The sequence below is a fragment of the Proteus sp. Marseille-Q3619 genome (assembly GCF_965283115.1).
Window position 1 is genome coordinate 672879 of sequence record NZ_CBDIMP010000001.1, and the last position, 26099, is coordinate 698977.

20 protein-coding genes and 4 tRNA genes are annotated in these 26099 nt (G+C 36.8%); 11 read left to right on the forward strand and 13 right to left on the reverse strand.

From position 1 onward, the window contains the following. Positions 1–6: 6 nt before the first annotated feature. The 8 genes from cheA to cspE all read right to left on the reverse strand — a co-directional run bounded on the left by cheA (position 7) and on the right by cspE (position 10567). Positions 7–2181: a chemotaxis protein CheA gene (gene cheA / locus ACWPWK_RS03180; RefSeq protein WP_109373810.1), complete on the reverse strand. Its 2175-nt coding sequence runs from the start codon at positions 2179–2181 to the stop codon at positions 7–9. 35 nt (positions 2182–2216) lie between these two features. Further along, positions 2217–3263: a flagellar motor protein MotB gene (motB, locus tag ACWPWK_RS03185; protein WP_109373811.1), complete on the reverse strand. Its 1047-nt coding sequence runs from the start codon at positions 3261–3263 to the stop codon at positions 2217–2219. A 2-nt stretch (positions 3264–3265) separates the two neighbouring features. After that, entirely contained in the window at positions 3266–4159 is an 894-nt protein-coding gene (gene motA, locus ACWPWK_RS03190; protein WP_036912690.1) for a flagellar motor stator protein MotA, read from the reverse strand. 134 nt (positions 4160–4293) lie between these two features. Then, the gene (gene flhC / locus ACWPWK_RS03195) at positions 4294–4875 is read right to left on the reverse strand and encodes a flagellar transcriptional regulator FlhC (protein ID WP_006533207.1); all 582 of its coding nucleotides are present in this window, start codon (positions 4873–4875) and stop codon (positions 4294–4296) included. A gap of 2 nt (positions 4876–4877) precedes the next feature. Beyond that, positions 4878–5228, reverse strand: coding sequence for a flagellar transcriptional regulator FlhD (flhD, locus tag ACWPWK_RS03200; protein ID WP_072063484.1), 351 nt, complete (start codon positions 5226–5228; stop codon positions 4878–4880). A gap of 3719 nt (positions 5229–8947) precedes the next feature. Further along, complete coding sequence (locus ACWPWK_RS03205) at positions 8948–9646, reverse strand: MgtC family protein (protein WP_109373812.1); 699 nt, start codon at positions 9644–9646, stop codon at positions 8948–8950. Between the two features lie 403 nt (positions 9647–10049). Then, on the reverse strand, positions 10050–10244 hold the full coding sequence (gene dsrB, locus ACWPWK_RS03210; protein WP_099075784.1) for a protein DsrB: 195 nt from the start codon (positions 10242–10244) through the stop codon (positions 10050–10052). 110 nt (positions 10245–10354) lie between these two features. Further along, entirely contained in the window at positions 10355–10567 is a 213-nt protein-coding gene (gene cspE, locus ACWPWK_RS03215; RefSeq protein WP_004243573.1) for a transcription antiterminator/RNA stability regulator CspE, read from the reverse strand. Between the two features lie 455 nt (positions 10568–11022). Here cspE and ACWPWK_RS03220 point away from each other — a divergent pair, with 455 nt between their 5' ends. Both ACWPWK_RS03220 and ACWPWK_RS03225 read left to right on the forward strand, forming a co-directional pair. Further along, entirely contained in the window at positions 11023–11529 is a 507-nt protein-coding gene (locus tag ACWPWK_RS03220; protein WP_109373813.1) for a YlaC family protein, read from the forward strand. A 156-nt stretch (positions 11530–11685) separates the two neighbouring features. Then, positions 11686–11761 (forward strand) — tRNA-Asn (locus ACWPWK_RS03225). A 142-nt stretch (positions 11762–11903) separates the two neighbouring features. On the opposite strand, the gene ACWPWK_RS03230 is transcribed toward ACWPWK_RS03225, so the two are convergent. Both ACWPWK_RS03230 and ACWPWK_RS03235 read right to left on the reverse strand, forming a co-directional pair. Then, on the reverse strand, positions 11904–12497 hold the full coding sequence (locus tag ACWPWK_RS03230; protein WP_072063129.1) for an NAD(P)H-dependent oxidoreductase: 594 nt from the start codon (positions 12495–12497) through the stop codon (positions 11904–11906). Between the two features lie 89 nt (positions 12498–12586). Next, complete coding sequence (locus tag ACWPWK_RS03235) at positions 12587–13528, reverse strand: AraC family transcriptional regulator (RefSeq protein ID WP_232805435.1); 942 nt, start codon at positions 13526–13528, stop codon at positions 12587–12589. Between the two features lie 296 nt (positions 13529–13824). On the opposite strand from ACWPWK_RS03235, the gene ACWPWK_RS03240 reads away from it, so the two are divergent. From ACWPWK_RS03240 to ACWPWK_RS03265, 6 genes are all read left to right on the forward strand, one after another. Further along, positions 13825–13900, forward strand: a tRNA-Asn gene (locus ACWPWK_RS03240). A gap of 353 nt (positions 13901–14253) precedes the next feature. After that, positions 14254–14329: transfer RNA gene (locus ACWPWK_RS03245), tRNA-Asn, on the forward strand. 323 nt (positions 14330–14652) lie between these two features. Further along, a tRNA-Asn gene (locus tag ACWPWK_RS03250) sits at positions 14653–14728 on the forward strand. 198 nt (positions 14729–14926) lie between these two features. Beyond that, entirely contained in the window at positions 14927–15979 is a 1053-nt protein-coding gene (gene pyrC / locus ACWPWK_RS03255; protein ID WP_109373814.1) for a dihydroorotase, read from the forward strand. A 211-nt stretch (positions 15980–16190) separates the two neighbouring features. Beyond that, positions 16191–16445: a biofilm formation regulator BssS gene (bssS, locus tag ACWPWK_RS03260; protein ID WP_064720401.1), complete on the forward strand. Its 255-nt coding sequence runs from the start codon at positions 16191–16193 to the stop codon at positions 16443–16445. A 294-nt stretch (positions 16446–16739) separates the two neighbouring features. Continuing rightward, the gene (locus tag ACWPWK_RS03265) at positions 16740–17342 is read left to right on the forward strand and encodes a response regulator transcription factor (RefSeq protein ID WP_454208322.1); all 603 of its coding nucleotides are present in this window, start codon (positions 16740–16742) and stop codon (positions 17340–17342) included. A gap of 268 nt (positions 17343–17610) precedes the next feature. On the opposite strand, the gene ttrA is transcribed toward ACWPWK_RS03265, so the two are convergent. The 3 genes from ttrA to ttrB are packed head-to-tail and all read right to left on the reverse strand — an operon-like array spanning position 17611 to position 22452. After that, complete coding sequence (ttrA, locus tag ACWPWK_RS03270; protein ID WP_109373816.1) at positions 17611–20691, reverse strand: tetrathionate reductase subunit TtrA; 3081 nt, start codon at positions 20689–20691, stop codon at positions 17611–17613. Next, positions 20684–21712, reverse strand: a complete 1029-nt coding sequence (gene ttrC, locus ACWPWK_RS03275; protein WP_109373817.1) for a tetrathionate reductase subunit TtrC — start codon at positions 21710–21712, stop codon at positions 20684–20686. Before ttrC ends, ttrA begins: the two co-directional genes overlap by 8 nt. After that, on the reverse strand, positions 21709–22452 hold the full coding sequence (ttrB, locus tag ACWPWK_RS03280) for a tetrathionate reductase subunit TtrB (RefSeq protein WP_072068548.1): 744 nt from the start codon (positions 22450–22452) through the stop codon (positions 21709–21711). Before ttrB ends, ttrC begins: the two co-directional genes overlap by 4 nt. Positions 22453–22629: 177 nt before the next feature. Between ttrB and ttrS the strand changes: the two genes are divergently transcribed. The 3 genes from ttrS to ACWPWK_RS03295 all read left to right on the forward strand — a co-directional run bounded on the left by ttrS (position 22630) and on the right by ACWPWK_RS03295 (position 26022). Next, a complete protein-coding gene (gene ttrS, locus ACWPWK_RS03285) occupies positions 22630–24393 on the forward strand; it encodes a tetrathionate respiration histidine kinase TtrS (RefSeq protein ID WP_109373818.1) in 1764 nt (587 codons plus the stop codon). 10 nt (positions 24394–24403) lie between these two features. Beyond that, the gene (gene ttrR, locus ACWPWK_RS03290; protein WP_109373819.1) at positions 24404–25006 is read left to right on the forward strand and encodes a tetrathionate respiration response regulator TtrR; all 603 of its coding nucleotides are present in this window, start codon (positions 24404–24406) and stop codon (positions 25004–25006) included. Positions 25007–25080: 74 nt separating this feature from the next. After that, positions 25081–26022 carry a Kdo(2)-lipid IV(A) acyltransferase gene (locus tag ACWPWK_RS03295; protein WP_109373820.1) on the forward strand — a complete coding sequence of 314 codons (942 nt, stop codon included), beginning with the start codon at positions 25081–25083 and terminating at the stop codon, positions 26020–26022. Positions 26023–26099: the final 77 nt, after the last annotated feature.

Below are 26099 nucleotides of genomic sequence, written 5' to 3' on the forward strand. Positions count from 1 at the left end.
TCACTATTAAATGACTGCGCTTGCAGTTGTATTCTTTTTCTTATTCGTCATTTGTGTATGACTTAAACGTTGCAATTCTGGTACATCAAGAATTAAAGCCACACTACCGTCGCCCATAATTGTTGCAGCAGATATACCAGGAACTTTTCGGTAATTGCTTTCTATATTTTTAACAACAACTTGATGCTGGCCAACTAATTGATCTACCAATAAAGCATAACGACGTCCGGCACTCTGAACAATAACCGCAATTGCTTGGGTAATATCAGTTTGAGCGCCTTCAATATTAAAAGTACGATGCAGTTCAATCAGTGGTAAATATTCCCCTCTGACCTGCAATAATTTCTCATCGCCAGCCAATGGATAAATATCGTCTTCTTCCGGTTGTAAAGAACTGACTACCGTTCCTAATGGTAAAATAAAGACTTCGTCATGAACTTTAACGGACATACCATCTAAAATTGCTAATGTCAGTGGAAGTAAAATACGAATGCGCGTTCCTTTACCCACTTCAAAACTGATTTGAATTTGACCACCCATCTCTTGGATATTTCGTTTTACAACATCCATACCCACACCACGACCAGAAACATCTGTTACTACTTCTGCGGTAGAGAAACCTGGTGCAAAAATCAGCATAGAAACTTCTTCGTTGCTCATATTTTCAGAAACTGCAAGCCCAGAGGAAATCGCTTTTTTCAAAATACGTTCGCGGTTTAATCCAGCACCATCATCAGTCACTTCAATACAAATATTACCGCCTTGATGTTCCGCAGACAGGGTTAATTGCCCCGCTTCCGGTTTCCCTGCCGCAACACGATCGGCTGGCATTTCAATACCGTGATCAAGACTGTTACGTACTAAGTGAGTTAAAGGATCGATAATTTTTTCAATTAAGCTTTTATCAAGTTCTGTTGAGCTACCAATCATATTTAGCTCAACTTTCTTATTCATTTTACCTGCAACATCACGCACAACTCGAGGGAAGCGACTGAAAACATATTCCATCGGCATCATACGAATTGACATAACAGATTCTTGTAAATCACGAGAATTACGCTGTAACTGAGCAATACAACTTAGTAAATCACTATATATTGCTGGCTCAAGACTACCACTGTGCTGTGCCAACATTGACTGAGTGATAACCAGTTCACCCACTAAGTTAATTAATTGGTCAACTTTTTCAACGGCAACACGAATACTGCTTGATTCTGTTTTCGGTGCAGCAGCTGCAACAGGTCTTTTCGCTGGTGCTGCTGGTGCTCTAGCAGGTTCTACCGATGGCGTCACTTCTTCAGCAACGGTTTTTTGTACAGGCGCTGGTTGCTCAACTTGGATTTCAACATGAGCATCATCAACTGATGTTGTACTTTCTTCTGTAACTGTGTTTTTTTCTGGTGCTTTTTCTGCAGCAGCCACTTTTTTAAACGAGATTTGTTCAGGTTCAATCACAAAACAAAGTACAGCGCTGATATCTTCTTCTGTTGCAGTGGTTTTCAATATTGCTTCAAGACCATGATGCTGTTTTTCAACTTGGCTAACTTCACCAAGATGTTTTAATTCATCAAGCATTAAATCAATATCTGTCTCTTTAAGATCAGACAAAATAATATGATGATAATAATGTCCATCAGCCGCCATCGTCGATGCGACTTCGACCATAGTTTCTACGGCTTCACTTTGCACATTTTCAACGTCAGATGACAAAACAGGAGTTTCAGTCATTGTGGCCTGTGAGTCTGAAGCTTCAGATCCAGCAACAGCCTCAACGTGAGGAGCGGATTGTTCTTCTTTTACATCGAGAGCCAGCTGACGCAACTTCTCACAAATATAGTTAAATGTTTCCTCATCAGGTTCTTGTGAGTTTTTATGTGCATCCAATTGCTGTTGCATAATATCTTTCGCTTCCAGAAACAGGTTAATAATGTCGTCGGTGAGCGCCATCTCATGACGTCTTGCACTATCGAGCAAGTTTTCAAGCACATGAGTGGTCTGTTGAAGTTTAACGAAGCCAAATGTTGCAGCTCCTCCTTTTATGGAGTGTGCACTACGGAAAATCGCATTCATCTGTTCTTGATCTGGATTTGCAGGATCAAGTAACAGTAAATGCTGTTCCATATCAGCTAACAACTCATCTGCTTCATCAAAAAATGTTTGATAAAACTCAGTAATATCCATCGTTACTCATTCACCTTTACGCGATTACTAACAAATTAGGGTGCAGTTCCCTGCTTTGTAGTAATATTTGTCGATTGTGATGGCAAACTTTCCCCAGAAACTCCTGTTTCAACATTTTCCTTTTTTGATTCGGGAAGCTCAGATGCAGAAGACACAGACGAACCCGTCTGTGTGTTTCCTGCTTTTTCTTGTGGGGTTTCTTGCCCTGAAAGTAGAGGTTCAATTTCTGAAGTCTCTGTTACTGTCGGTGCAACCCGCTCATTTTCTTGTACAATTTTTTGTTCTGCTTGCTTCGTTAAGACCAAAATACTGATCCGTCGGTTAGCAGGTGCAAAACCATCCTCTTTGACTAAATGAACAGTTGAGGCCATGCCAACAACACGTAGCACTTTCCATTCACTCAATCCTGCACCAATTAACTCTCGACGAGAGGCATTCGCACGATCTGTCGATAGCTCCCAGTTACTATATTTAAAAGCGCCACTTGCATAAGGAATATCATCGGTATGACCCGATAAACTGATTTTGTATGGCGTGTCATTTAAAATAGGTGCTATTGCCGTCAAAATATCCTTCATATAAGGTTCAACGGTGGCACTACCAACTCTAAACATTGGTCGGCTTTCTTTATCTATAATCTGAATTCGTAACCCTTCATCCATCATGTCTATTAATAAATGAGGTTTCAGATCTTTTAACCGAGGATCATTTAAAATGACTTGCTCTAAACTGTCTTTCAAACGACGAAATTGTTGCTTTTCATTGAGCTGTTTATCTTCCTGGCCTTTTGGCAAAATATCACCTTCGTTATAGACAGGATCACGCCCTCCTCCAGGAATAGGATTGGTTGCATCCCCACTAAATCGCCCTTTTTCAATAGCGACTTTTAATGGCGTGCGGAAATATTCGGCTACACGAGTTAATTCTTGTGGGCTAGAGATTGAAAGTAACCACATTACCAGAAAGAAAGCCATCATTGCGGTCATAAAATCAGCATAAGCTATCTTCCATGCACCACCATGAGCATTGTGTTGCTTTCTCCCTCGCTTTTTAACTCGAATGATCTGTGAATTACTCTTCATAATTACTCTTCTTTCATTGCATCAGGATTTGCCTGCATAGGTGTCCGTACCTGACGTACATGTTCTTCCAATTCAATAAAAGAAGGTCTGTCTGCCAGAAAGAGGGTTTTACGTCCAAATTCAACCGCTATCTGTGGCGCATATCCATTCATGCTAGATAACAATGTTGTTTTGATGCACTCCATCATTTTCATTTGCTGACTAGAGCGCTGTCTGAGTCTAGAAGCTAATGGTGAAATAAAGCCATAAGCTAATAAAATACCTAAGAAAGTACCAACCATTGCATGTCCAATTAATACGCCCATTTCACCCGCAGGTCTATCCGCAGCACCTAACGCATTAACAACACCCATAACCGCAGCAACGATACCAAACGCAGGTAGTGAATCACCCATCGCTGATAAACCTGTTGCAGGGACTTCGCTCTCTTCCTCAAAAGTTGCAATCTCTTCATCCATCAGAGATTCAATTTCATAAGGGTTCATATTTCCTGTCACCATCAGACGCATATAATCAGTAATAAAACTGAGCATATAAGCATCTTTCATAATGCGAGGATATTGAGAAAAAATATCACTTTGTTGTGGGTTTTCGATATCTCTCTCTAATGCCAACATCCCGTTTTGACGAGCTTTTGACAATAAACGAAACATGAGTGCCATTAAATCCATGTACATCGCTTTATTGTAATTTGTACTACGAAGTAATTTAGGTAGGATCTTCATTGTTGATACAATTGCTCTACCATTATTACCTACAATAAAAGCACCGATACCGGCACCAAAGATGATTATAAATTCGGCTGGCTGGTACAATGCGCCTAAACTACCACCGACGAGAAGATATCCCCCGATGACGGCGCTCATAACCACGATATATCCTAAGAGTACTAACACGCGATATCCCTTTAGCTAATTTCGTTATAGAGAGAATGGCGAACATAGCAGCAAGAGATAGGAGGGGAAGAGGAAACGGCTCAGGTTATAGATAACTAAGCTCTATAACCTGATATTTAACTTTCAATCTCGAATCACATTGCAAACTGTTCAAGACCATCCAACAGTTGTAAGTTAATATCGGCAGGATTGGCGGAAAGTTTACGTTTTTTTATTGCGCGAGAAGGTGGCTGGCAAAGACTACAAACATAATTGCTAGCTGGTTGGTGTGCGTGTGTAATAAATGAACCATTACATTTGGTACAAACAGAAAGTTGCAACATGCCACTTTCAACAAAGCGTACTAATGTCCATGCTCTTGTTAGTGCTAAAATAGGTTCTTGATCTTTAACAGGCGGACATTGTTCTAAGTATAAACGATAAGCTTTAACAACAGCCTCAACACCAACACAACCGCCATTTTTTAATAAAAAGCGATAAGCGTTATAAAACATTGAGGAATGGATATTTTGTTCCCATGTCATAAACCAATCCGTTGAAAATGGCAGCATTCCTTTTGGAGGGGGGCTCCCTCTTAATTCTTTGTATAATTTAATTAAACGCCCCCGACTTAATTGAGTTTCACTTTCAAGCATTTGCAAGCGGGCACCCAAGGTGATTAATTCCATTGCTAAGCGAATATCTTTCGCTTCTCGGACGATACTTTTCTCACTCATTGTTATGCCCGCTTCTTTGTCGCAGTAGTATCTTGTTCCGATAACTGACGAAACAAGTTAGAAGAAAGAAGAATACCAGTATGAATTTGTTGTAAATCATCCACTCTAGATTCTTTAGTGAGTTGTTCTATTGTTTCGCTGTCTTCAAACCGGAAATTACAGATTAGTTGGTTTGTTTCAGCCAACTTAACCAATTGAGGCAATGTAAGCTCTGCCAGTGCATCCGCCATCGCATCACTAATCCCAAGCCGAAACATTGCGGAAGCCTTTTCTTGGTTAATTAACCTTTGCGCTAAAAGCAAATACGATAAATTTATGTCATAAATATGCTTAAGCAATTCAACCGTACTCATCTCTTTACATCCCGTCCGATTATATTGAACAAAGAGGATCTCTCTAATGAGAAATCCCGAGGAAATTAATATAAATGTAATATTAAATTTCCAGGCCCCATTTTATGAACATGACACGTAGTAACACTACCTTGTATTACTTAGTTACGGTCATTTTCAAAAGTAGCGAAAAAAACATTTAAATTAAAAGTAAACTTTAAATGCTCGCCAATATAGCTCGTTAAGAATAATCCTAACGCGACAACTTTACTCCTTAACGATTAAGTTATTCAACGGATAAAGTAGTCTAATTTAAATACTATGTGAGTCACATCACAAAAAGATAATCATTATTATGGAATTAGTTCATTAACTATTCAAGTGATAAAAGTAATAAAACTTGGTGTAAATTAATAAGCTAATCTACCCAAATTAAAATATTAATGATAATTTTTTATTTTATACGATCTATTAAACTTATAAACCTAAAAATACAGCATAAAAATTTGACAAATCCGCAATTGTAGATTTTTTTGATCACAGTAACATATATTGATATATCTCCTCCTCATCTTTATCTAAACAAGCCCCCCAAATTTAATAAGTATTTCTATAGATATTATTTTTTTCATCATTTACGTAAACCTTCAGAAATGATCACTTTTTATTTACAATTTGTTTAAAAAACAACCCATTCTAATTATTTATAGTTATCCTAAATTTTTTTATTATTTTACAAATTAAATTATCCTTTAAAATCAATGTGATAATTTGATGTATTTATTAAGCAGAACGATAAGTCATATAAAATTAAATTCTTAGTTATGCATCTTCCCCCTTAAATCATTGAATATTTATTTCCACATTATTAAAGTTTCAACCGTAATAATAAAATTTAATTAATGATTATTAGGCACTATTTAACACTTAAATTACAGAACTCTTAATAAGAGTTTTATTGGCTGTAAATTAGTCACAGAGAAATAATATCCACATATAAGTAAGTTTTATTTATGAATTGCGGTGTATTTTTTGAACAATTTAAATTTAAAATTGCCACAAGTTTAATATAAAAACAAAAGAATACTTTTTATTTAATTAAATAAAAAAAACCGTAATTTAATTATCAATTAATTATGGAATATAAAAATAATACAACATTTAACTTAAGTTAAATTTAAAAAAACAAGCATTTTTTTATAAAATAAAGTCATAATTTATTAATATAAAAAATCAAATTAAAACTCTCTTATTTTTCACTGAATATAGATATATATTAATAAAATAATCTACAATTAATTAAAAATATAATAACCAATAAAAAAATAAGAGAAAAAAAGCAGGCTTATAAATCATGTCTTATATAACCACACTTTTTTTTATAAAAAAAGACACTTTTTGAAATATAAATTTCAATTTCATAAAAAAAAGATCCCAAGATCTCCAATACAAAGTAATTAATTCATAAAATAATAAGGCAAAATATAAATTCTGTTTTTTCCTGTTATCAGCATTATCTCCGCACAATAAACGGCTGTAATGGCAAATATGGCAACCTGAAGTTAACACTTGTACACATCAACTTTTTCAATGTAAAGGCAGGAAAACAAATATGATCAAAATAACATCTTATTGATTACTCTATTAGCATTAGTGTGAACTAAAGAATATCAAATGTTACCTTTTAGCCCAAAACAGCCCCTAGCAGTAATTGGTTTTACTCTTACCAATGATGAGCATTGTTTCACTTTCCCTCTTATCATGCGGTTAGCCTCTTTTTTCAACCTAGCTAGCACAAGTATCAAGACATTACAGAGCCAAAAGTGCTGACTTAGTAACAACACCATTACTTAACAAAAGTTGATGTTGATGGGCTTAGAGAGTATAAAGATTCAAATATCGGTATATCTTTACTTAAAGCGCTAAAATATATCTCTAAATATTCCTCTATTCTAACCACTAATTTGACTCATCTTATTAGCCTTTTTATGAGTAATTTTACGTTTAAAAAGACTTTTCCTCTCTATCAAAACCTAATAAAAATATTGATGTATCTAAATAATCAAGACTTATATCTCATTTATTAGATTAGTCTTAAAAACCAATAACAGAGCTTAGTATTCTATATCTCAAATGTGTTCTAAATTTTTGGAAAATGAAGGTTTTGAAAAATATTGTAACCGTATTTTTCAAAAGTAATAATTGAGATTATTCATGGTGTGAATGCAAACACTTTGTGTATTGCTTTCAGTTCTGTTGAAATGAGTTACATCGTTTTTTAGTAAGCAAACATGAAATGATTGTTCACCCTTTTATACCAGCAATTTTTTAAATTAGTGTTCCTCTTATAGTTTTTTATCATTTTTGGTAAATCGAAAAAGATCGGAGCCACAATTATCCTTTATATATATTTTCACAGCAAATACTAATGACGCATCTATTTCATACTAAGATAATTCTCCTTCTGTAATAAGTAAGATTTACGTCCTTGACAAATTTATAAACAATATAATTTTGAAATTATTATTTTATTGAATGGAAAGAGTGGTGTGGTTTTTCTACTCTTATTATAAGATTACTTATTGGTATCAATTTTTCTACATGACCTTTACAAAAAATCCTACAATTTTTCAAAAGATTTTCATTCATAATTGATTAGTGATTACAAACAACATACCACAGCAATTCATCAGCTTTACTGTAGCGGTCTAAACTCACCGTTTTCCTGAATTCTTCCTCATTTTTTGAAAGTCTAATTTGATTAAATTAAAAATATTACTCAAAAAATCACACTTAAATTAAATATAATAGAAAATATTGATAAAATTTTCGCCAAATACATTGAAATAATTTGAGAGTATAATTTAGGTATTAAAAAAAAATCCAATATAATCAATGAAAAACACCGCTTTTTCCCCAAAATTCTATACTGCGCTAAGCCCCTTAATAACGATTTTTTGTCCTACAATACTCCTAAGTACCTCATTTAATAAGCAAACTATGGGTAGCAATCGCTTACTTGATTTTAGTTTTTCCTGTTTATTAAAAACAAAATAAACAGAGATAAATCAAATCAGTCTAAAAAGAGCGATTAATAAAGATGAGAAATAACGTCAAATACATCCAAACTCTGTTCAACATTTTTCATTCATAACTCATTATATACGGGTTAACCACAATACAAATAATTGTATATTAATCAATTTAGGTAAAAATGTTTGTTTTTATTAAAACGAAAATGAATATATCCCACCCTATTGCGTATTTTAATTAGTTTTTTTTGAGCACATTTTTCTATTTTTTATTCCATAAAGTAATAGTTACAAAAAATAATAATTACATGAACAAAATACTTTATTTCTATATATCAGTAATAATACGTAGTCCATGATTAAGATCTCATTATTCTCATCAGAGAAGCGAGTTTTAGAATTAAGTATTATGTTGATGCTCTTAATAATTTGAGACTTAGATAGGCAAAAATGAATGGTTTACTAAGAACAGACAAAACATGTGGCTGGTGCGAATAAACATTATCGGCTACACAACAGCTTGAAATATGACAGATCTATTACTTACAAATTACAAAGTTATATTCTTTATAACTTTTATCAATATTCATATTCCTTTTTGAAATAATTTTGTAATTTGATATCTATCTAGTCTCTATACGACAAAAAAGCGCCCTATATTCAATATAGGGCACCTCGATTAGAAAGACATTATCTTAAAAAGATCCGTCAAGCAGGATGCTCTGCCGCTATCTTCCAATTAATTGCACTGACACTCTTTTCTAAACTTACTCTGCAAACAATCGCTTCTATCTCTTTTTGCTCGGCAGGTGTTGCTAGCAATTCAGCACACACTTCTAGCTGACTAGGCATCAATGTATCAGCACTGCTTAAAGACTGTAATCGAACATGTAATCCATTTATTGCTTGTAAAATGAGTGTTCTAACTAAAACTTCATCTTCTTCATGACAAATAATTCGTATTGAGTAGCGTTGTTCTATATCTATTGCTTGATGTTGTGGCTGAGCGTTTATCCGCTGAGCTGCTTCTCGTAGTAAGATATTCGCACAAAGAATAAGAAGTGTTGCTATAGTTGCCAATTGATATAAACCTAGACCACATAACACGCCAATTCCTGCTGAACACCAAAGCGTTGCGGCAGTATTAAGTCCACGTATATTCATTCCTTCACGCATGATCACACCAGCACCAAGAAATCCAATACCTGAAACAACTTGAGCTGCGATCCGACCGGGACTATCTGGCGAAGTTTCTATTGAACTTAAAATAAAAACAGCGGCACCGGTTGCAACTAAAGCATTTGTTCTTAAACCGGCCATTCTTTGTCGCCATTGACGTTCAGCACCAATCAAAGCACCAAGACACATTGCAATCATGAGATTTAAAATATAAGGCGTCATCGTCATGTTTATTTCCTCTACATGATGATTAAAATCGATATGAAAATTTTGCTCTGATAGTTCAGAGTGTTGAAATTAATTCATCGCCTTAGGTGGAGGAAATAAAGAGAAAAAAATGTAGCACATGAAGTTACCCTTCTTATGTTAGCGGCATAAGGGAAATTATTTGGGTAAGTGCATAATAGGAATATATAAGAAAGGAATATTACAATGCACTGCCCACCAAAATGGTAAGCAGTTTTAGTGAAGAAAACAGCTTACCTATTATTTTGAATAAAATTATTCTCAGTTAATGGGGTTATCATTAACCTACAACTTTCTGTCTCCACTATGTTTTCTCCTAACTAAAATTTGGCAAAAGTATAAGTAGCTGATTTGAAAATGTAAATGAACCGTACCTAAACGTCAGTCACTTTTGCTGTATTGGTCTAACAAATGTTCCTTCACCGCCCTCTTTTTCATTAAAAAACCAAATTCCTTTTGGATATTCAGGGAGTGATACTAAATACATTATGCCTTCATTAAATTCTTCGATAAGTAGGATAGTTCCTTCACGATCGTCAATACCATCAGTTTTCACAACAACGTTATCATTAACCTGCATTTTCTCTCCTGATAAATATTATCATTCTCTTTTTCTTTATTTTACCCATAAAGAAAAAGCCTGCCACCATAAGGTGACAGGCTTGAAGAAAATTTTTAAAAGGCTTTAAATTACAGAGCTGTTACGTTAGCAGCTGCTGGACCTTTTGCACCGTTTTCAATTGTGAATTCTACGTTCTGACCTTCAGCCAGAGTTTTGAAACCGTTACCTTGAATGGCAGAAAAGTGAACGAATACGTCTTTGCTTCCGTCTGCTGGAGTAATAAAACCAAAGCCTTTAGACTCGTTGAACCACTTAACTTGACCTTTCATTTTGTCAGACATGTGACTTTCCTATATATCAATAAAACGTTGCCTTCTCGGCATCTACTGGCCTGAACTACCTATAACTTATGGGCACACATGAAGAAAACGGTCAAAAAGCGATGCTGTTTAAAACTCATTAACTTAGAATGTCAATCATAAATCAGGTCTGTATTGAGGCCTTACTCATTAACGCATGAGACAAGTTTAATAGCAATAGTTTTATGCGTCTAAAGATTAAAAAAATGCGAATTGCACATTAAAAATACAATTCTTCCTCTATTTTTATCACTGTGCATAAAATTTATTTGATATTTTATCTCTATTATTAACAATGACTAAGAATATTCTTAATGGTCTAACAATAACAGTTAATACCAGAATTTAAAAAAACTGTTCTACCCGCTTATCTTGTCCCCGTGATAATCTAGTAATAAGAAACAAGTTTGCAACATTCATCTCTTAAGGTGTTTACAATGAATGTATTAAAAGAAATCTTAGAGCGTGATTTAGACCGGATCAATACAGCAGAAAAAAGAGACGGGAAACCACATTTTAATAGTCAGTTTTTAAAAAACCATATCTGGTTATGTATCAGCATGGTTCTCTCTTATATATTGCTCGCTGCGTTATTAATTTATTCACCTTACTTTGGTGTTATCTCGCTCATTCTCTTTACTGTCATGTTCTTAGTTATGGCAGGTATCTTGTTATTTGATATAAAACCTATCTATAAATTTGAAGATATTGGTGTTCTCGATTTGAGAGTTTGCTATAACGGTGAATGGTATACCTTTGAAAAACTCTCTGATGAAGCCATAAATGAAATTCACCAGCACCCTGCAATATCTAAACAAATAAAAGAAGACATTCGCGAGATTATTAGTAAAAAACAAGAAATTCATTTTTACGATGTGTACCTGATGGCATTTGATCCCGTACAACAATCAATTTCAGCATCACAATTATCCCCTCAAACCTAATTGATCCTCCGTGTTACACACAAAAACACGGAGAATAACTTCTATTATTTAGCCACTTTGTTGATAAACCAACCAAACAGATATTTAATCCACTTTTAACGTTGACACTCTGATATATCATCGTTATTATGCGCCTCGTTCTCACGAGAACTCGCTTCCTCCATAGTTCAGTCGGTAGAACGGCGGACTGTTAATCCGTATGTCACTGGTTCAAGTCCAGTTGGAGGAGCCAAATTTAGAAAAGCCCGCGCTATTGCAGTGCGGGCTTTTTGCTTTCTACATTCTTATCATCTAAATCAGCTACCTAAATCCAATCTGTATCGTTATCTTGCTTGATTAATAAATAGCTAATTTATATCTAGTACGATAAAGACCTAACCTGCTATTCCAACAATTTCGTGTTTTAGGTGTTTTTTATACGCTTCAACATCTTGCTCAATTTGCGGTTGTTTCACCACATCAAACATTCCGAAGGTTTTTAATCCTTCCATACCTAAAAATTGATTCGCTTTATGGAATGGAAAATAGACAGCATCAATCCCTTTTCCTTCAAAGAACTGTTCTTGTTCTTCAAAAGATTCAAAAGGTGCATTCCAAGTTACAGAAAGAAGATACTTTTTGCCTTGTAATAATCCACCCGAACCATATTTTTTCGAAGGATCTTTTCGTGTACGACCATCATCAATATACATTTTGCCGTACCCAGCACTAAATACATCATCAATGTATTTTTTTAAGATCCAAGGGCCTTCCATCCACCATGCTGGCATTTGATAAATAATGACATCGGCCCATAAGTATTTATCAACTTCTTCGTTATTATCATAACCATCATCAATGCGTGTTGATTGCACATTTATCTGATGCGAAGACAACAAATCTGTGGCGACTTGCGTTAAATGATCGTTGAGTTTCCCTTCAGAACCATCAAACTCTTTTGCAGCATTAATAATAAAAACGTTAGTCACTTCTAAACTCCTTGTATACACATATTTAATAAGCAAACTGTAACGCAATTACTCATCACTGCTTTAACTCATTTCTCCATTATTCTTGCCTAATAATCCAAAGATACCGTTTCAGTTTCTGATTCTTTTAATCGTTGAATATCTTTTAAAGGTGATAAACCAAATAATCGATGATATTCACGGCTAAATTGTGAGGGGCTTTCATAACCGACGATAAATGCTGCTTTAGAAACATCACTCATTTCAATCAGCATGATCCTTCTTGCTTCATTCAGCCGTAACCACTTTTGATATTGCAACGGCGTCATGCCAGTTCGTTTTTTAAAGTGAAAATGAAATGATGAGGTGCTCATACCCACTAACGTTGTAAGATCTTCAATCCGAATTGTTTCGTGATAATGTTGTTTAATCCAATCAAGCGCATGACTAATTTGCCGACACTGAGGATGTTGTGATGCTAACAATTGCTGACGCGCACCATCATTCGATCTTAATAAGTAATAAAGGATCTCTTTTTGGATCAAAGGTGCAATAAAAGGTGCATCTTCTGGTGTATCTATTAGTTTTATAAGCCTTGTTACTGCTTGTAAAATTGGCGCGGTTGCTTGAACAATTTGTTGAGCGCTGATCTCGTTATTTTCTTGTAGTAATTCAAACTTATTTTCAGCTAGCAGTTCAGGTAATAGAGCGAGGTCTAATTTTAGCAACATTGCTAAAAAAGGCGTTTCTTTTGACGCTTCACAGACTTTAGCAAAAGTAGGTATATCTGATGATGTTAAAAGCATATTCATAGGACGATAACAGTTTGTCTCTAGCCCTATCGTTATTTGCTTTGCACCTTGTGCAGCAATAGCCAAACTGGGTTCATACATCCAGCCTTCAGACTCTGTAATAGAAGTATACCGACATAACGCTAAACCAGAAACAGAGGTATCCCATCCCCCTTCTTTATCTTTTGTATATAGAAGAAGTGTTTTTTTAAATTGCTCAAACTCTAATACCATCGGTACTGATAAATTCGTAGTATCCATCGTCTCGGGATCTTCAATTAGTCTTTAAATTCGTCAGATTGTATAACTAAACAGTATGAAAAACTTTCTTTTAAAAAAACGCTTTATCTTTTCTTTCCAATGTAAGACACATTTCAGCGAGTAGAAATGAAATTTCGAATATTATTTCTATTGATAACCATTTATTTTTTATACATTTTTGTCAAAAAAGAAACAATCTGATGCACTCTTGAGCAAACGGTTATTTTTTTCCTTTTTTTACTTTACAAGGTGAGCGAGGATAGCTATTATTCGCCTCGTTCTCACGAGAACTCGCTTCCTCCATAGTTCAGTCGGTAGAACGGCGGACTGTTAATCCGTATGTCACTGGTTCAAGTCCAGTTGGAGGAGCCAAATTTAGAAAAGCCCACGCTATCACAGTGTGGGCTTTTTGCTTTCTACTCATCAGTGATTTTTATTCCTCTATTTCTTATTTATTTCCTTTGTATCCTCTACATATTCATCTTATGCATCTGTTATTTCTGTTCTGTGTTAACTCAAAATCATCAATAAAAAAACACCTTTTTATAAAACTATTTCAATCAACATAGTTCTATTGACTGTTTTTTAAACGTAAAACCACCTTATTTGATTTAAAAACTATAAATTAGTTATTTTTTAACCACTTAAACTATTATTTCACTTTTTTTACTTTACAAAGTTCATCACCCTCGCTATTATTCGTCTCGTTCTCACGAGAACTCGCTTCCTCCATAGTTCAGTCGGTAGAACGGCGGACTGTTAATCCGTATGTCACTGGTTCAAGTCCAGTTGGAGGAGCCAAATTTAGAAAAGCCCGCGCTATTACAGTGCGGGCTTTTTGCTTTCCACCTTCTCTATTATCAATACCTTTCTCATTTTTCTATCTATTTTATTTTTCAAAGCCCAACATGGTCTCAAATACGTTATCTCTTTATTTTTTATCTTTATTTTTATTCTTCAGTGTGAAAAAAATAGCCATTTAAACGAGTTCACCACCTCATTATTAGATTATCTGTTTTAGAAACACACAATATGTTGTTTATCTATGCACTTAAACAAATATCGTCGATTGTCCTTTGACATATCAAATCACCCACTATATGATACACGCCACTTAATGATGTTCCTCCATAGTTCAGTCGGTAGAACGGCGGACTGTTAATCCGTATGTCACTGGTTCGAGTCCAGTTGGAGGAGCCATTTCTTTTTGTGTCACCCTCGTAACCTCTTGATTTTATTCTCTGTTTCACCTTACATAATTTCAAAAACATAATAAAAAAATACGATTAAATGGTAGCTATTTAATCGTTTTCGTATTAGCATTCGTTTCCGGCTTGACTATCTAGTCCAATCCAATCCTTGATCTTTCGATTTTCCTAAGACACACGGAGCCGGTATATGACCACTGCACAACCTATCACCCTCACTATTCGCCGTCCTGATGATTGGCATGTTCACTTTCGTGATGATGACATGCTAAAAACTGTTGTTCCTTATACCAGTCGCTATTTTGGCAGAGCTATTGTCATGCCAAACCTTGTTCCACCTGTTACAACGATTGAAGCGGCTCGCACTTACCGTGATCGCATCAAAGCGGCTATTCCTGCCAGCGATAACTTCGAACCGTTAATGACTTGCTATTTAACAGATAGCACATTGCCTTCAGAAGTAGAGCAAGGTTTCTTACAAGGTGTTTTTACTGCTTGTAAACTTTATCCTGCGAATGCAACAACTAACTCAAGTCATGGTGTATCCGATATCACAAAGATTTATCCAATCTTAAGTGTGATGGAAAAAATCGGTATGCCATTGCTGATCCACGGCGAAGTAACTGCTTCAAGCATTGATATTTTTGATAGAGAAGCACGTTTCATCGATAGCGTTATGTCTCCTGTACGCAAGCAATTTCCTGAGCTAAAGATTGTTTTTGAACATATTACAACTAAAGAAGCCGCTCAGTATGTATTAGAAGGAAATGAATTTCTCGGTGCTACCATTACTCCGCAACATTTGATGTTTAACCGCAATCATATGTTGGTTGGCGGTGTTAAACCTCACCTATATTGCTTGCCTATTCTTAAACGCAACGTTCACCAAGAAGCACTAAGAGAAGCAGTTGCATCAGGAAACTCTCGCTTTTTCTTAGGTACAGATTCAGCACCTCACTTACAACACCGCAAAGAATCATCTTGTGGTTGTGCCGGGGTATTTAATGCACCAACCGCACTGGCAGCCTACGCAACCGTATTTAAAGAACTCAATGCATTACAACACTTTGAAGCCTTCTGTTCTCTAAATGGTCCACGTTTTTATGGTTTACCCGTTAATGAAGGGACAATCACATTAACTGAAAAAACTGTTGAGGCTCCAGCACAAATCCTTTGTGGTAATGAAGCGCTTATTCCTTTCTTAGCGAATGAAAATATTCATTGGGATATCACTGTCGATTAATTCTCCCCCTTGATATTTATCTAAAATGCACCATATAACATTTGTTCGACTGTTAATGGTGCATTACTCTTTTATCAGAGCCAGTACACATTTTTTTGTTATAACCAAAATTTATCTTTTTAATCACGATAAATCTCGTATACTGAAAAGTAACCACTTTGTGTGGGAGCTTCTCTCTTAGTCAAAACCGGTTGTATGATTAGGAGGTATTATGAGTAGAAAAAATGAAGTTATTCAGACACATCCTGTTGTAGGCTGGGACATCAGTACCGTTGACATCTACGATGCCATGATGTTGCGTTTACATTATCTTCCTGAAAACGAACATCATCCAGAAAATGCAGTTGTAGATAAGACACTTTGGCTCACAACAGACATAGCTAAGCAGTTGATTCATATTCTTCAAGCTGGCATTGATAAAATTGAATCATCTGAAGATTCTGTTTCAGACAACACCAAACATTAATAAAAAGATCTAGAAAAGTTAGCGAACGTAAAACAGGAGTACTTGGTACTCCTGTTCTCATTTTATCTCTCTACAATCCCCTATCACATATTATTTATATCAATATATAAACCAGCTCTTACTGCATGCAAATAATTGTCGATATTAATAAATCAACTTTCATTTAATGAAAAAATAATCATAACCTTTTTATTCGATATATCTTCAGAAAAATAACATATAAGCCGAATTGACATAAAATAAGGTTATCTTTATTTTAATAAATTAAAACAGCTACAAACAAGGAAGTTATTTGTGAAAGTATTAATTATTGATGAATGTTTTTTTACTCGTAATGGTATAAAACATTATTTTTCGAAGAGAAATGTAAGACATGAGATAATTGACACATCATCTATACAAGAAGCCAATAATTATATTAATCACTCAATGCCAGATATTATATTTATTGATCTCACAAGATATTGTCGAGAAGTAGCACATTGCCCGCACTTGCAACTTTTTTTTATTTCAACAAGAAGCTGTCGGCTTTATCTTTATATTGATGCTAACTATCCAGACAAAGAAAGACCTATCGCATTGACAAATAACTGTTTTATCCTTCAGAAGAAGATACTTCCTTGGGTGCTTGAAAAGACATCTTTGTTCACTTCTCGATGCCAAGTTTACTTTCCGACCTATAAACATTCATTATGTTCTATTTTTAGTTCACAAGAACAAAAAATTATTAATTATTGGATGAATGAAATACCTAATCATCAAATTGCTAAGAAACTAACCATTAGTAGTAGTACAGTATATTCACACAAAAGGCATATTACCGAAAAAATTAATGTGAAAAATCGAATTGAATTATTTTTCATATATAATATTTTAAAATACATATATGAGAAATAATCCTATTACATTTCAATAAAAAAAATAAACAGAAGAAAAAAGGAATCCAATTCCTATTATTACTCCCTGTAAATGAGGTGGCTAATATGCGTGCTGACCACCTTAAATTTATTATAATACTATGTATGTAGGATACATATGATATTAAAATAATTAAACTGATATAGCTCTATCTTATAAAAGATAAAGTAAACTGATTTGTTATTCAATCACTTCACTCTTCTTTTAATAAAGAGTGAAGTGATTATTTAAAATACCAAATCGATAATTAAACTATGCGCTCAATCTTAGCAGGTAAACCTTGACGCACAGATGCACCAGATACCCAATCTAACCATGTATTAGTGATTTGACGTGTTGGATCAGCAAACCCTAAATCATTAAGGTTGATACCGTTGCCAATGCCTTTATCCATCGGTAATGGTTGTTCATCTAAATAATGCTGACGAGAGCCTAACTCTTGATGCCCATATCCATGTTCAATCGCTAAAACGCCCGGCATTACGCCATCAAGTAAACTAATCTCAGCTTCCACTTGTCCACCGGGTGTAACAATGCGAACTTTATCACCATGATTAACACCCCATTTTTTACCATCTTGAGGGTTAATTGCGACTAAGTTACTCGGTTTTACCATTCTTAAACGCTGGATCATGCCTGTTGAACTACTCACCACATGAGACTTAAAGGACATCAATTTTAATGGCCACTGCTCTTCAGGATAATGCTGATGAATATCACTACCATCCGATAAACGTGGTGGATAATAAGTCGGGCAACCACTATAACGTTCACCTGTTATTGCATGATGGTTTTTAGCCACTTCTTCATTCCAGATTTGTAATGGTTTTTTCCACTGAGGCCCCGTTTCTTCACCATTCCACGCTTTGTCATAAGGGGCAAAACGACCCCCTCGTGTATAGATATACGCAACTTGAAGAACTTCTTCATTTTTTAATGTTGATGTTATCGCAGGTAAAATACGGTCTACACCACTTAATAAAATATCTTCATTGGTTGCAGGGGCAACAGGTTTTTCCCCCATAAACGCCATATTAGCGGCAACGCGTAAATAGTAATCTTCTGCACTATTGATTGGATAGAAGTTACCATCCATATCTTCGATTGCTTTCTCACCGAAGCCTGGTAAATCTAAGGCTTTTGCAACAGCAATACAGAATGTTTCCATTGAAATTGGCTGACCATCAGCTGTTTTTGCAACACGAGGTTCAACAATCGGCCAGCGTGCTGTACTTGCTTTAGTTTGAACACCAGACCAAGGCGCACTAAATCCCCAACTCTCAAAGTTATGCGTATCAGGAACAATATAATCTGCCAACGCTGTTGTTTCATTCATAAAAGCATCAATACCAATAATCAAAGGTAGGTGCTTCGGATCTTTCAAGCGCTCTTCCATCACTTGGCGAATACCCGCAATCCCATAAATAGGGTTGGTCATATTCGTTATCCATGCTTTTAATGAATAAGGATAACCTGCTAATGCAGAGCCTAGCTGCTCAGTTAATTGTCCAGCAGCAAACGGATACCAAGGTGCTTTTGCTGGATATGGGGATTCCCCTTTCTCTATACGCTCACGGTATTCATCAGATTTCTCATAGGCTGCTTTGCTGCGTGATAACACCATGCCTTTTGGTTTAACTTTACCTTTAAAGCTATCCATTTTGTAACATGGCCCATCGGTTGCACCATTAAACTTACCGCCACCAACAGATACTCCACCTTTAAGGTTTAAGTTACCTATTAGCGCATTAAGCATAATCACGCTCCATGCAGTATAGAAACCATTACCGCCCATCATACCGCCATGAGAGATAACCGCCGCTTTTCGGCCATAAGCGGTAAATTCACGACCTAATGCAGCGATTGTTGTTTCTGGTACTTTACAACGCTCACTATATTCTGCCAGTGTCATACGTTTAGCCGCTTCATCAAGTAATTGGAAACTTGATTTAACCGTAACGGTAGCACCCGTTTTTAATGTCACAGTATGCGTAGCAAACAATTGTGCTTTATTAACTTGGGTCGATGGAACTAATTCACCTTCAAGTGATAAAACCAAGGTTTGCTCTTCCCCTTCTGCAACATCATTAAAATGTGCAGTTGTCAGCATTTGTCCTGACAAAGGATGTTTTTCATCACTGATCACAAGGTGGGTCGCATTCGTCCAGCTCTTCTCACCCACATTTTTCATTGAAACTTCGCTTGGTACTGACAGATATTCTGCATTGTAACGATTGTTTTCAATGATCCAGCGGATCATCCCCATAACTAAAGCGGCATCCGTTCCCGGTTGAACTGGAACCCAATGTCCATGATCGTTAGCTAATGTTGTTGTTAAAGGTAAAGCAGGAGCAACAACCACATAGTTAAACGAATCACGAATACGTGCGTTAGCTAACTGACGACCTTGACGCTTAAATGGGTTACCTGATTGTGCTGGAGATGTTCCTAAAAACAGTGCAAATTCAACGTAATCCCAGTCAGGCTTAACGTGGGCGTTTTTATCTAAATCGTTCATTAACGCACCAGAGCCAGCACGGTACGCCAATCCACAATAAGAGCCATGAGCACCAAAGTTTTTACTACCAAATGAGTTTTGAGCAAAGCGACGAATAAACGTATCTCGCCCATCATCACCCGCATTTGTCATTAATAATTGGTTAGCTTTAGGGCCTAAAGCGGGTTGCTTTGGATCGATTAAAGTATCTAAATCACGAATGGTACGTAAACCATCAACATGGCCTTCACCAAAGAGATCGCCACCTTCAACAATTTCTTGGATCAACTGCTCAAAACTAATGCGTTTCCATTTACCTTCACCGCGCTTACCCACGCGTTTCATCGGCTCAAGAATACGTGTTGGGCTATCAAGGCTTTCCATCATGGTTGCACCACGAGCACACGCAGTAGAGCGGTTTTCTAAACCACTTTCACCACCCATTTTTTCAAATGCTTCTTTAATTGGCATGTTATAGCCAAAATGATGGTCATGAGAAAGTGGGTGATAAGGATTACCTGCAATACGTAAAACTTTATTATTGGCTCTATCAACACGGGCACGAACGCCGCATTGTGTCCAGCACCCAAAACATTGCGTCATACAAACAGATTGCTCTGTATTCGCTTGCCATTTTGCGTCTTTTACAACTTTACCTTCGGGTAATAAAGAGTTTCCGTTGATCCTATCAAGTGTCACTTTACCTGATGTGCCATCAACTAAACCATCTATGGCACGTTTAGCAACATCACGGTAGCTGGCAGCAAATGCGGCAATACCACCGATAACTAACCCACCTTTAAGCCATTGACGTCTTGTAAACTTAGCCATGCTGCACTCTCCTGACAACCCAACGAATACTTTCTCTAAATAAAATAGTTAACGCTATCCACAATCCAAATGTACCAACAATTGCCATCAATCCATCATTACCTAGCGTAAACTCATAAGGGTTTGTAATTATGTTATATTTTGGAATGTATTGAGCACCCATCAACATCAACCAACGTAATACCCACGCAAGTCCCATTGATACAAATGCCATGATGGTAATAAACGCAACCGAACGTACTTGTTTTGCCATCAAAAGTCCCATCGCAACAGAGATACTCCATAGAGCGATAACGCCCATGGCACTCCACCAGCCAAGGCTTCCCATTACTAATTGTTCTCTAATTGCCTGACCTGAAATCGTATCGCCTGCAACCCAAAAGCCCGTACATACTGCTAATAACATCAGTGAACTCACAAACCACATCGCTAATTCACGCTGATGTACAGGTTCACGACGTGTGCCTAATGCGAGTAATGTCGGTAGTACTTGCATTGCACTAAAGAACAACAGTATTGGTAACCAGTAGGTATACAACACAGGTCTTGCTTTTAAGATAGAGGCTTCGCGACCTGTATATAACAGCAAACCAATTGCAGTTAATGAGCAAGCTAATGCTACCCAACGAGTTAATTTGTATTCACGCTTCCAGACTAAACGAACGACCATCGCAGCAAAGTAAAGCATGCTAAATACTGAGAACAACGGCAGTAATAGTGATCCCCATGCCATCCAAGACCACGGTGTTGGATAAGCATAGAAATGCCACACGCGTGCTGTTTGGTGTAAATCTGCCGTTAAAGCAAGAGGTGCCGTAATGCCAGCGGTTACCGCAATAAAGACAGCAACCGCTTCTAAACGTTGATTACCTGCACCGCCTTTCCAGCACTGCCAGCACGCATAAAGCGTTGCACTACAAGCAATACCGATAAAAAAGAAATATTGCACAGCCCAAGGTAACCAAAAATATTCTTGAGGGATCGCGATGACTTCTTGAATTTGAGAAATTTGCGGGATCATGAGTGAACCTCCTGCTGCCATAATGCGGGTTGTCCTTGACCTGCTAACGGTTGTACAAATGCATCATCGAGGCCGAGATAGAAAACTTGTGGCAATGTACCGCTTTCTGGTTTTAATACTTTAAGCTCTTTTTCATGTGTACGTAGCATTTTGCTGATAGTGCTATTAGGATCTTTCATATCGCCGATAATACGAGCACCGCCAACACAAGATTCAACGCACGCAGGCAATAATCCAACTTCGAGGCGATGTGCACAGAAAGTGCATTTATCTGCTGTTTGTGTTGAGTGATTAATAAAACGTGCGTCATAAGGACATGCTTGAACACAATAAGCACAACCGACACAACGTTCATTATCAACGACGACAATGCCGTCTTTACGTTGGAAAGTCGCTTGAACAGGACAAACTGGCACACAAGGTGGTTCATCACAATGGTTACACAATCTAGGCAGTAAGACGTTGGTTATCCCCTCTTGCCCCTTGATAGCAACCTGATATTGGTTTACTGTCGTCCTAAATTGTCCTTGAGGCGTCTGATTTTCGATGTTGCAGCTCACAGTACAGGACTGGCATCCTACACAACGGCGTAAATCAATCAGCATACCGTAGCGTTTATCTTCCGAGCCCTCACGACGCTCAGGTGATAATTTAATGCCGGCTTCAGCTAGAGGAACCAGTGAAGCACCTGCAGTAAGGACCCCTAATTGTTGTAAAAATTTTCGTTTTCCAAGATCCATATTTGTCTCCAGCATCACTCAATAACACAATCTCACTATGAGTGAAGGAAATAGAAATTAAAAAGTATGTGTTTTGTTATAAGTGCATTGTAAAAATTACTGAAGATGACACCTATTGTGGTTTACCACATACCAAGTGCGAACTTGATCCAAGACAATATTTAACATTAGATATTTATGACGATAAAACAGACAATTGGGATAAGAAACGCAGTAAGTATCGGGTTATTACTGCTCTTTTTTGTACTTCCTCTACAAGCCACAGCAAAAGAGTGGACAATCGGTGTTTTAGCACTACGTGGTGATGCGTCCACTCAAAGACACTGGCATCCACTTGTTGATACATTAAATGAACAATTTCCGTCAGAAAATTTTGTGTTAATGCCATTAAATCTGGAGGAGATGAAATTAGCAGTTGCGAAGAAAAGTGTTGATTTCTTACTCACAAATCCTGCGCAATTTATTCAATTAGATAATGCATTTCCATTACGCTGGTTGCTCTCTTTACGTTCTGGCTATGAGCCTGATAACACGACACGAAATGTCATTGGGAGCCTAATTCTCGTCCGTAACGATAGCCCGATTACTTCTGCACATGAATTAATCGGAAAACGCGTTGGCGCCATTGCCCCTGATGCCTTTGGCGGCTATCTTTTAGGTTACAAAGCGCTACGAGAAGACGGTATTGATCCTGATAAAGATTTCACATTGCGTTTCACGGGTTTTCCGGCTGATGCTTTACTTTATCTATTACGAGATGAAGATATTAATGCAGCAATTATTCCCGTCTGTTTACTGGAAAATATGGATAGCGAAGGGCTTATTCGTAAAAGTGATTACCGCCCCTTGATTTCCTATCAAACCAATACGCCATGTTTAACCAGTACACCGCTCTACCCTAATTGGTCATTCGCAGCACTAGATACTGTACCTGATGAACTTGTTGATAAAGTCACTCGCGTTTTACTCACCGATGATAGTAAACCGATGAAATGGGGAGCCCCTGCTTCACATACACAAGTTGAAAAGTTATTAAGGGAAGTCAACCAACATCCTCGCCAAAGACAGCTTTGGCAAGATGCGCAAAGTTGGGCTATTCAGCACCAATTTATTATTGGTCTTTCATTGGCTGCTATCCTTTTTCTCATCCTAAACCAAGTCTGGATCAGCTATTTAGTTAGGCGTCGTAGTCGCCAACTGGAACACGCTCACAATCGATTAAGACAGCAAAAAGAAGAGTTAGAACACGCTCAACGCTTAAATATATTGGGAGAAATGGCATCAGGATTTGCTCATGAGCTTAATCAGCCACTTTCTGCTATTAAAAGCTATGCGCAAGGGAGCGTTATTCGCCTCAAAAGAGAGAATGAATCGCACCCATTGCTACCTGCATTGCAACAAATAGATAAGCAGGCGCAACGCGGCGCTGATATCATTAGAAATCTGCGTTTATGGGTTGGAAAACAAACACCTAACACTGATACTATTTTGCTTTCTCATCAAAATATTGCAGAGTGTATCCAACATATTTGGAAACTTTTACGTGTAGAAGACAAATACCCACAGGTTTCACTGATCACCCATATTGATGAACATGATACCCTGTGTTTACCCGAAACATTATTAGAGCAAATTTTATCGAATTTAATCACCAACAGTCTCCAAGCTGGCGCTAACGAACTAAAAATTAGCACCCATAAGGCTCCTGATAGGTTACTTATAGTCATTGAAGATGATGCGGGTGGAATGAGCCACAGCCAACTTGAACAGCCCTTTTCCCCATTCCAAACAACAAAAACGGAAGGACTTGGGTTAGGTTTGGTGATTTGCCAACGTTTATTGCTTTCTCAAGGTGCTGATATTCATATTGAAAACCAAAAGAATGAACAAAATAAAGTTGGAATAAAAATCACACTTATTTTCCCTAACAAAAATAAATAACGGAGAAAAAATGCCAATAATTCATCTTGTTGATGATGATCTTGCTGTCACTGATGCTTGTCAGTTTTTATTAGAAAGCTTAGGTTATTCAGCCCATGTCTGGAATGATAGCGAGTTCTTTATCAACAATGTCAATCTCTATCAGCAAGGTGTTGTATTGTTAGATATGAGAATGCCAAAACCCGATGGCAGGCAAGTCCACCAGCATTTAATTGATAAGCACAGCACCCTTTCTGTGATTTTTTTAACTGGTCATGGCGATATCCCCATGGCAGTTGAAGAGATCAAAAAAGGAGCTATCGACTTTCTACAAAAACCCGTTGATAGCAATGCATTGTTATCTGCTTTAGATGCAGCATTTCTTGAAACCAATACGCGTTTTACCGCACATGATATTCGTCGCCGTTATGCTTCATTAACCCCAAGAGAAAAAGATATTGCCTATTATGTTATTCAAGGATTAATGAACCGAGAAATTGCAGAAGTTGCTTGTGTTTCAATAAGAACTGTCGAAGTTCATCGAGCAAAAGTGATGGACAAAATGGCAGCTAAAAATATTGCCGAATTGGTGACGGCATTACAAGGCATCGAAATAATTTCACCTAATTTATGACAAAATTTCTGATCTGCACCAAAAAGTGTCACAATATAAGATATTCATTGGAAAAATAGTAAATAGATAGGCTTATGATAAAGTCACCTCCATTTAAAAAATCATTTTTGCAGCCTAAATATTGGCTGACTTGGTTCGGGATCGGATTACTCTATATTCTGGTTCTCCTTCCTTATCCTGTCATTTATTGGCTAGGTACGCGCCTAGGCCGTTTTTCGAAAGTTTTTTTAAAAAAACGCGTCCAAATAGCGGAACGTAATCTTGAGCTCTGTTTTCCACAGATGCCGAAAAGTGAGCGAGAAGCCTTAGTTAATAAAAATTTTGAATCTGTTGGTATGGGATTATTCGAAACAGGTATGGCGTGGTTTTGGCCAGAATGGCGTGTCAAACGTTGGTTTAAAGTCAGCGGGCTTGAAAATATCCAAAAGGTTAAAGACTCAGGACAAGGGATCTTACTTATTGGCATCCATTTTCTAACACTTGAACTTGGTGCTAGGATTTTTGGTATTTATAACCCTGGAGTCGGCGTTTACCGCCCTAACGATAATCCCGTTATGGACTGGCTACAAACATGGGGTCGATTACGTTCTAATAAATTTATGATTGACAGAAAAGATGTCAAAGGCATGATCCGTAGTTTAAAAGCAGGTGAAATTATTTGGTATGCACCTGACCATGATTATGGTCCTCGTAAAAGTGTTTTTGTGCCTTTGTTTGCAGTTGATAAAGCGGCAACAACAACGGGAACTTATATTCTGGCAAAAACGAGCAAGCCCGCATTAATTCCATTTACCCCAAAACGCTTACCTGAAGGCAAGGGTTATGAATTAATTATATCGCCACCTGTTGCTGATTTTCCTATTGATAATGAGGAAAATAGCGCGAAGGCGATGAATAAAGTCGTTGAACAAGAGATTTTACGCGCGCCAGACCAATATATGTGGTTACATCGTCGCTTTAAAACTCGTCCAGAAGGTGACGCTTCTTTATATAACGAAATAAAAAAAGTACACTAAGTACACTAACGACAAAGTGGCTGTTTTGAAATAAAACAGCCACTTTGTTATATTATAATGCACTGAAATAACAATAA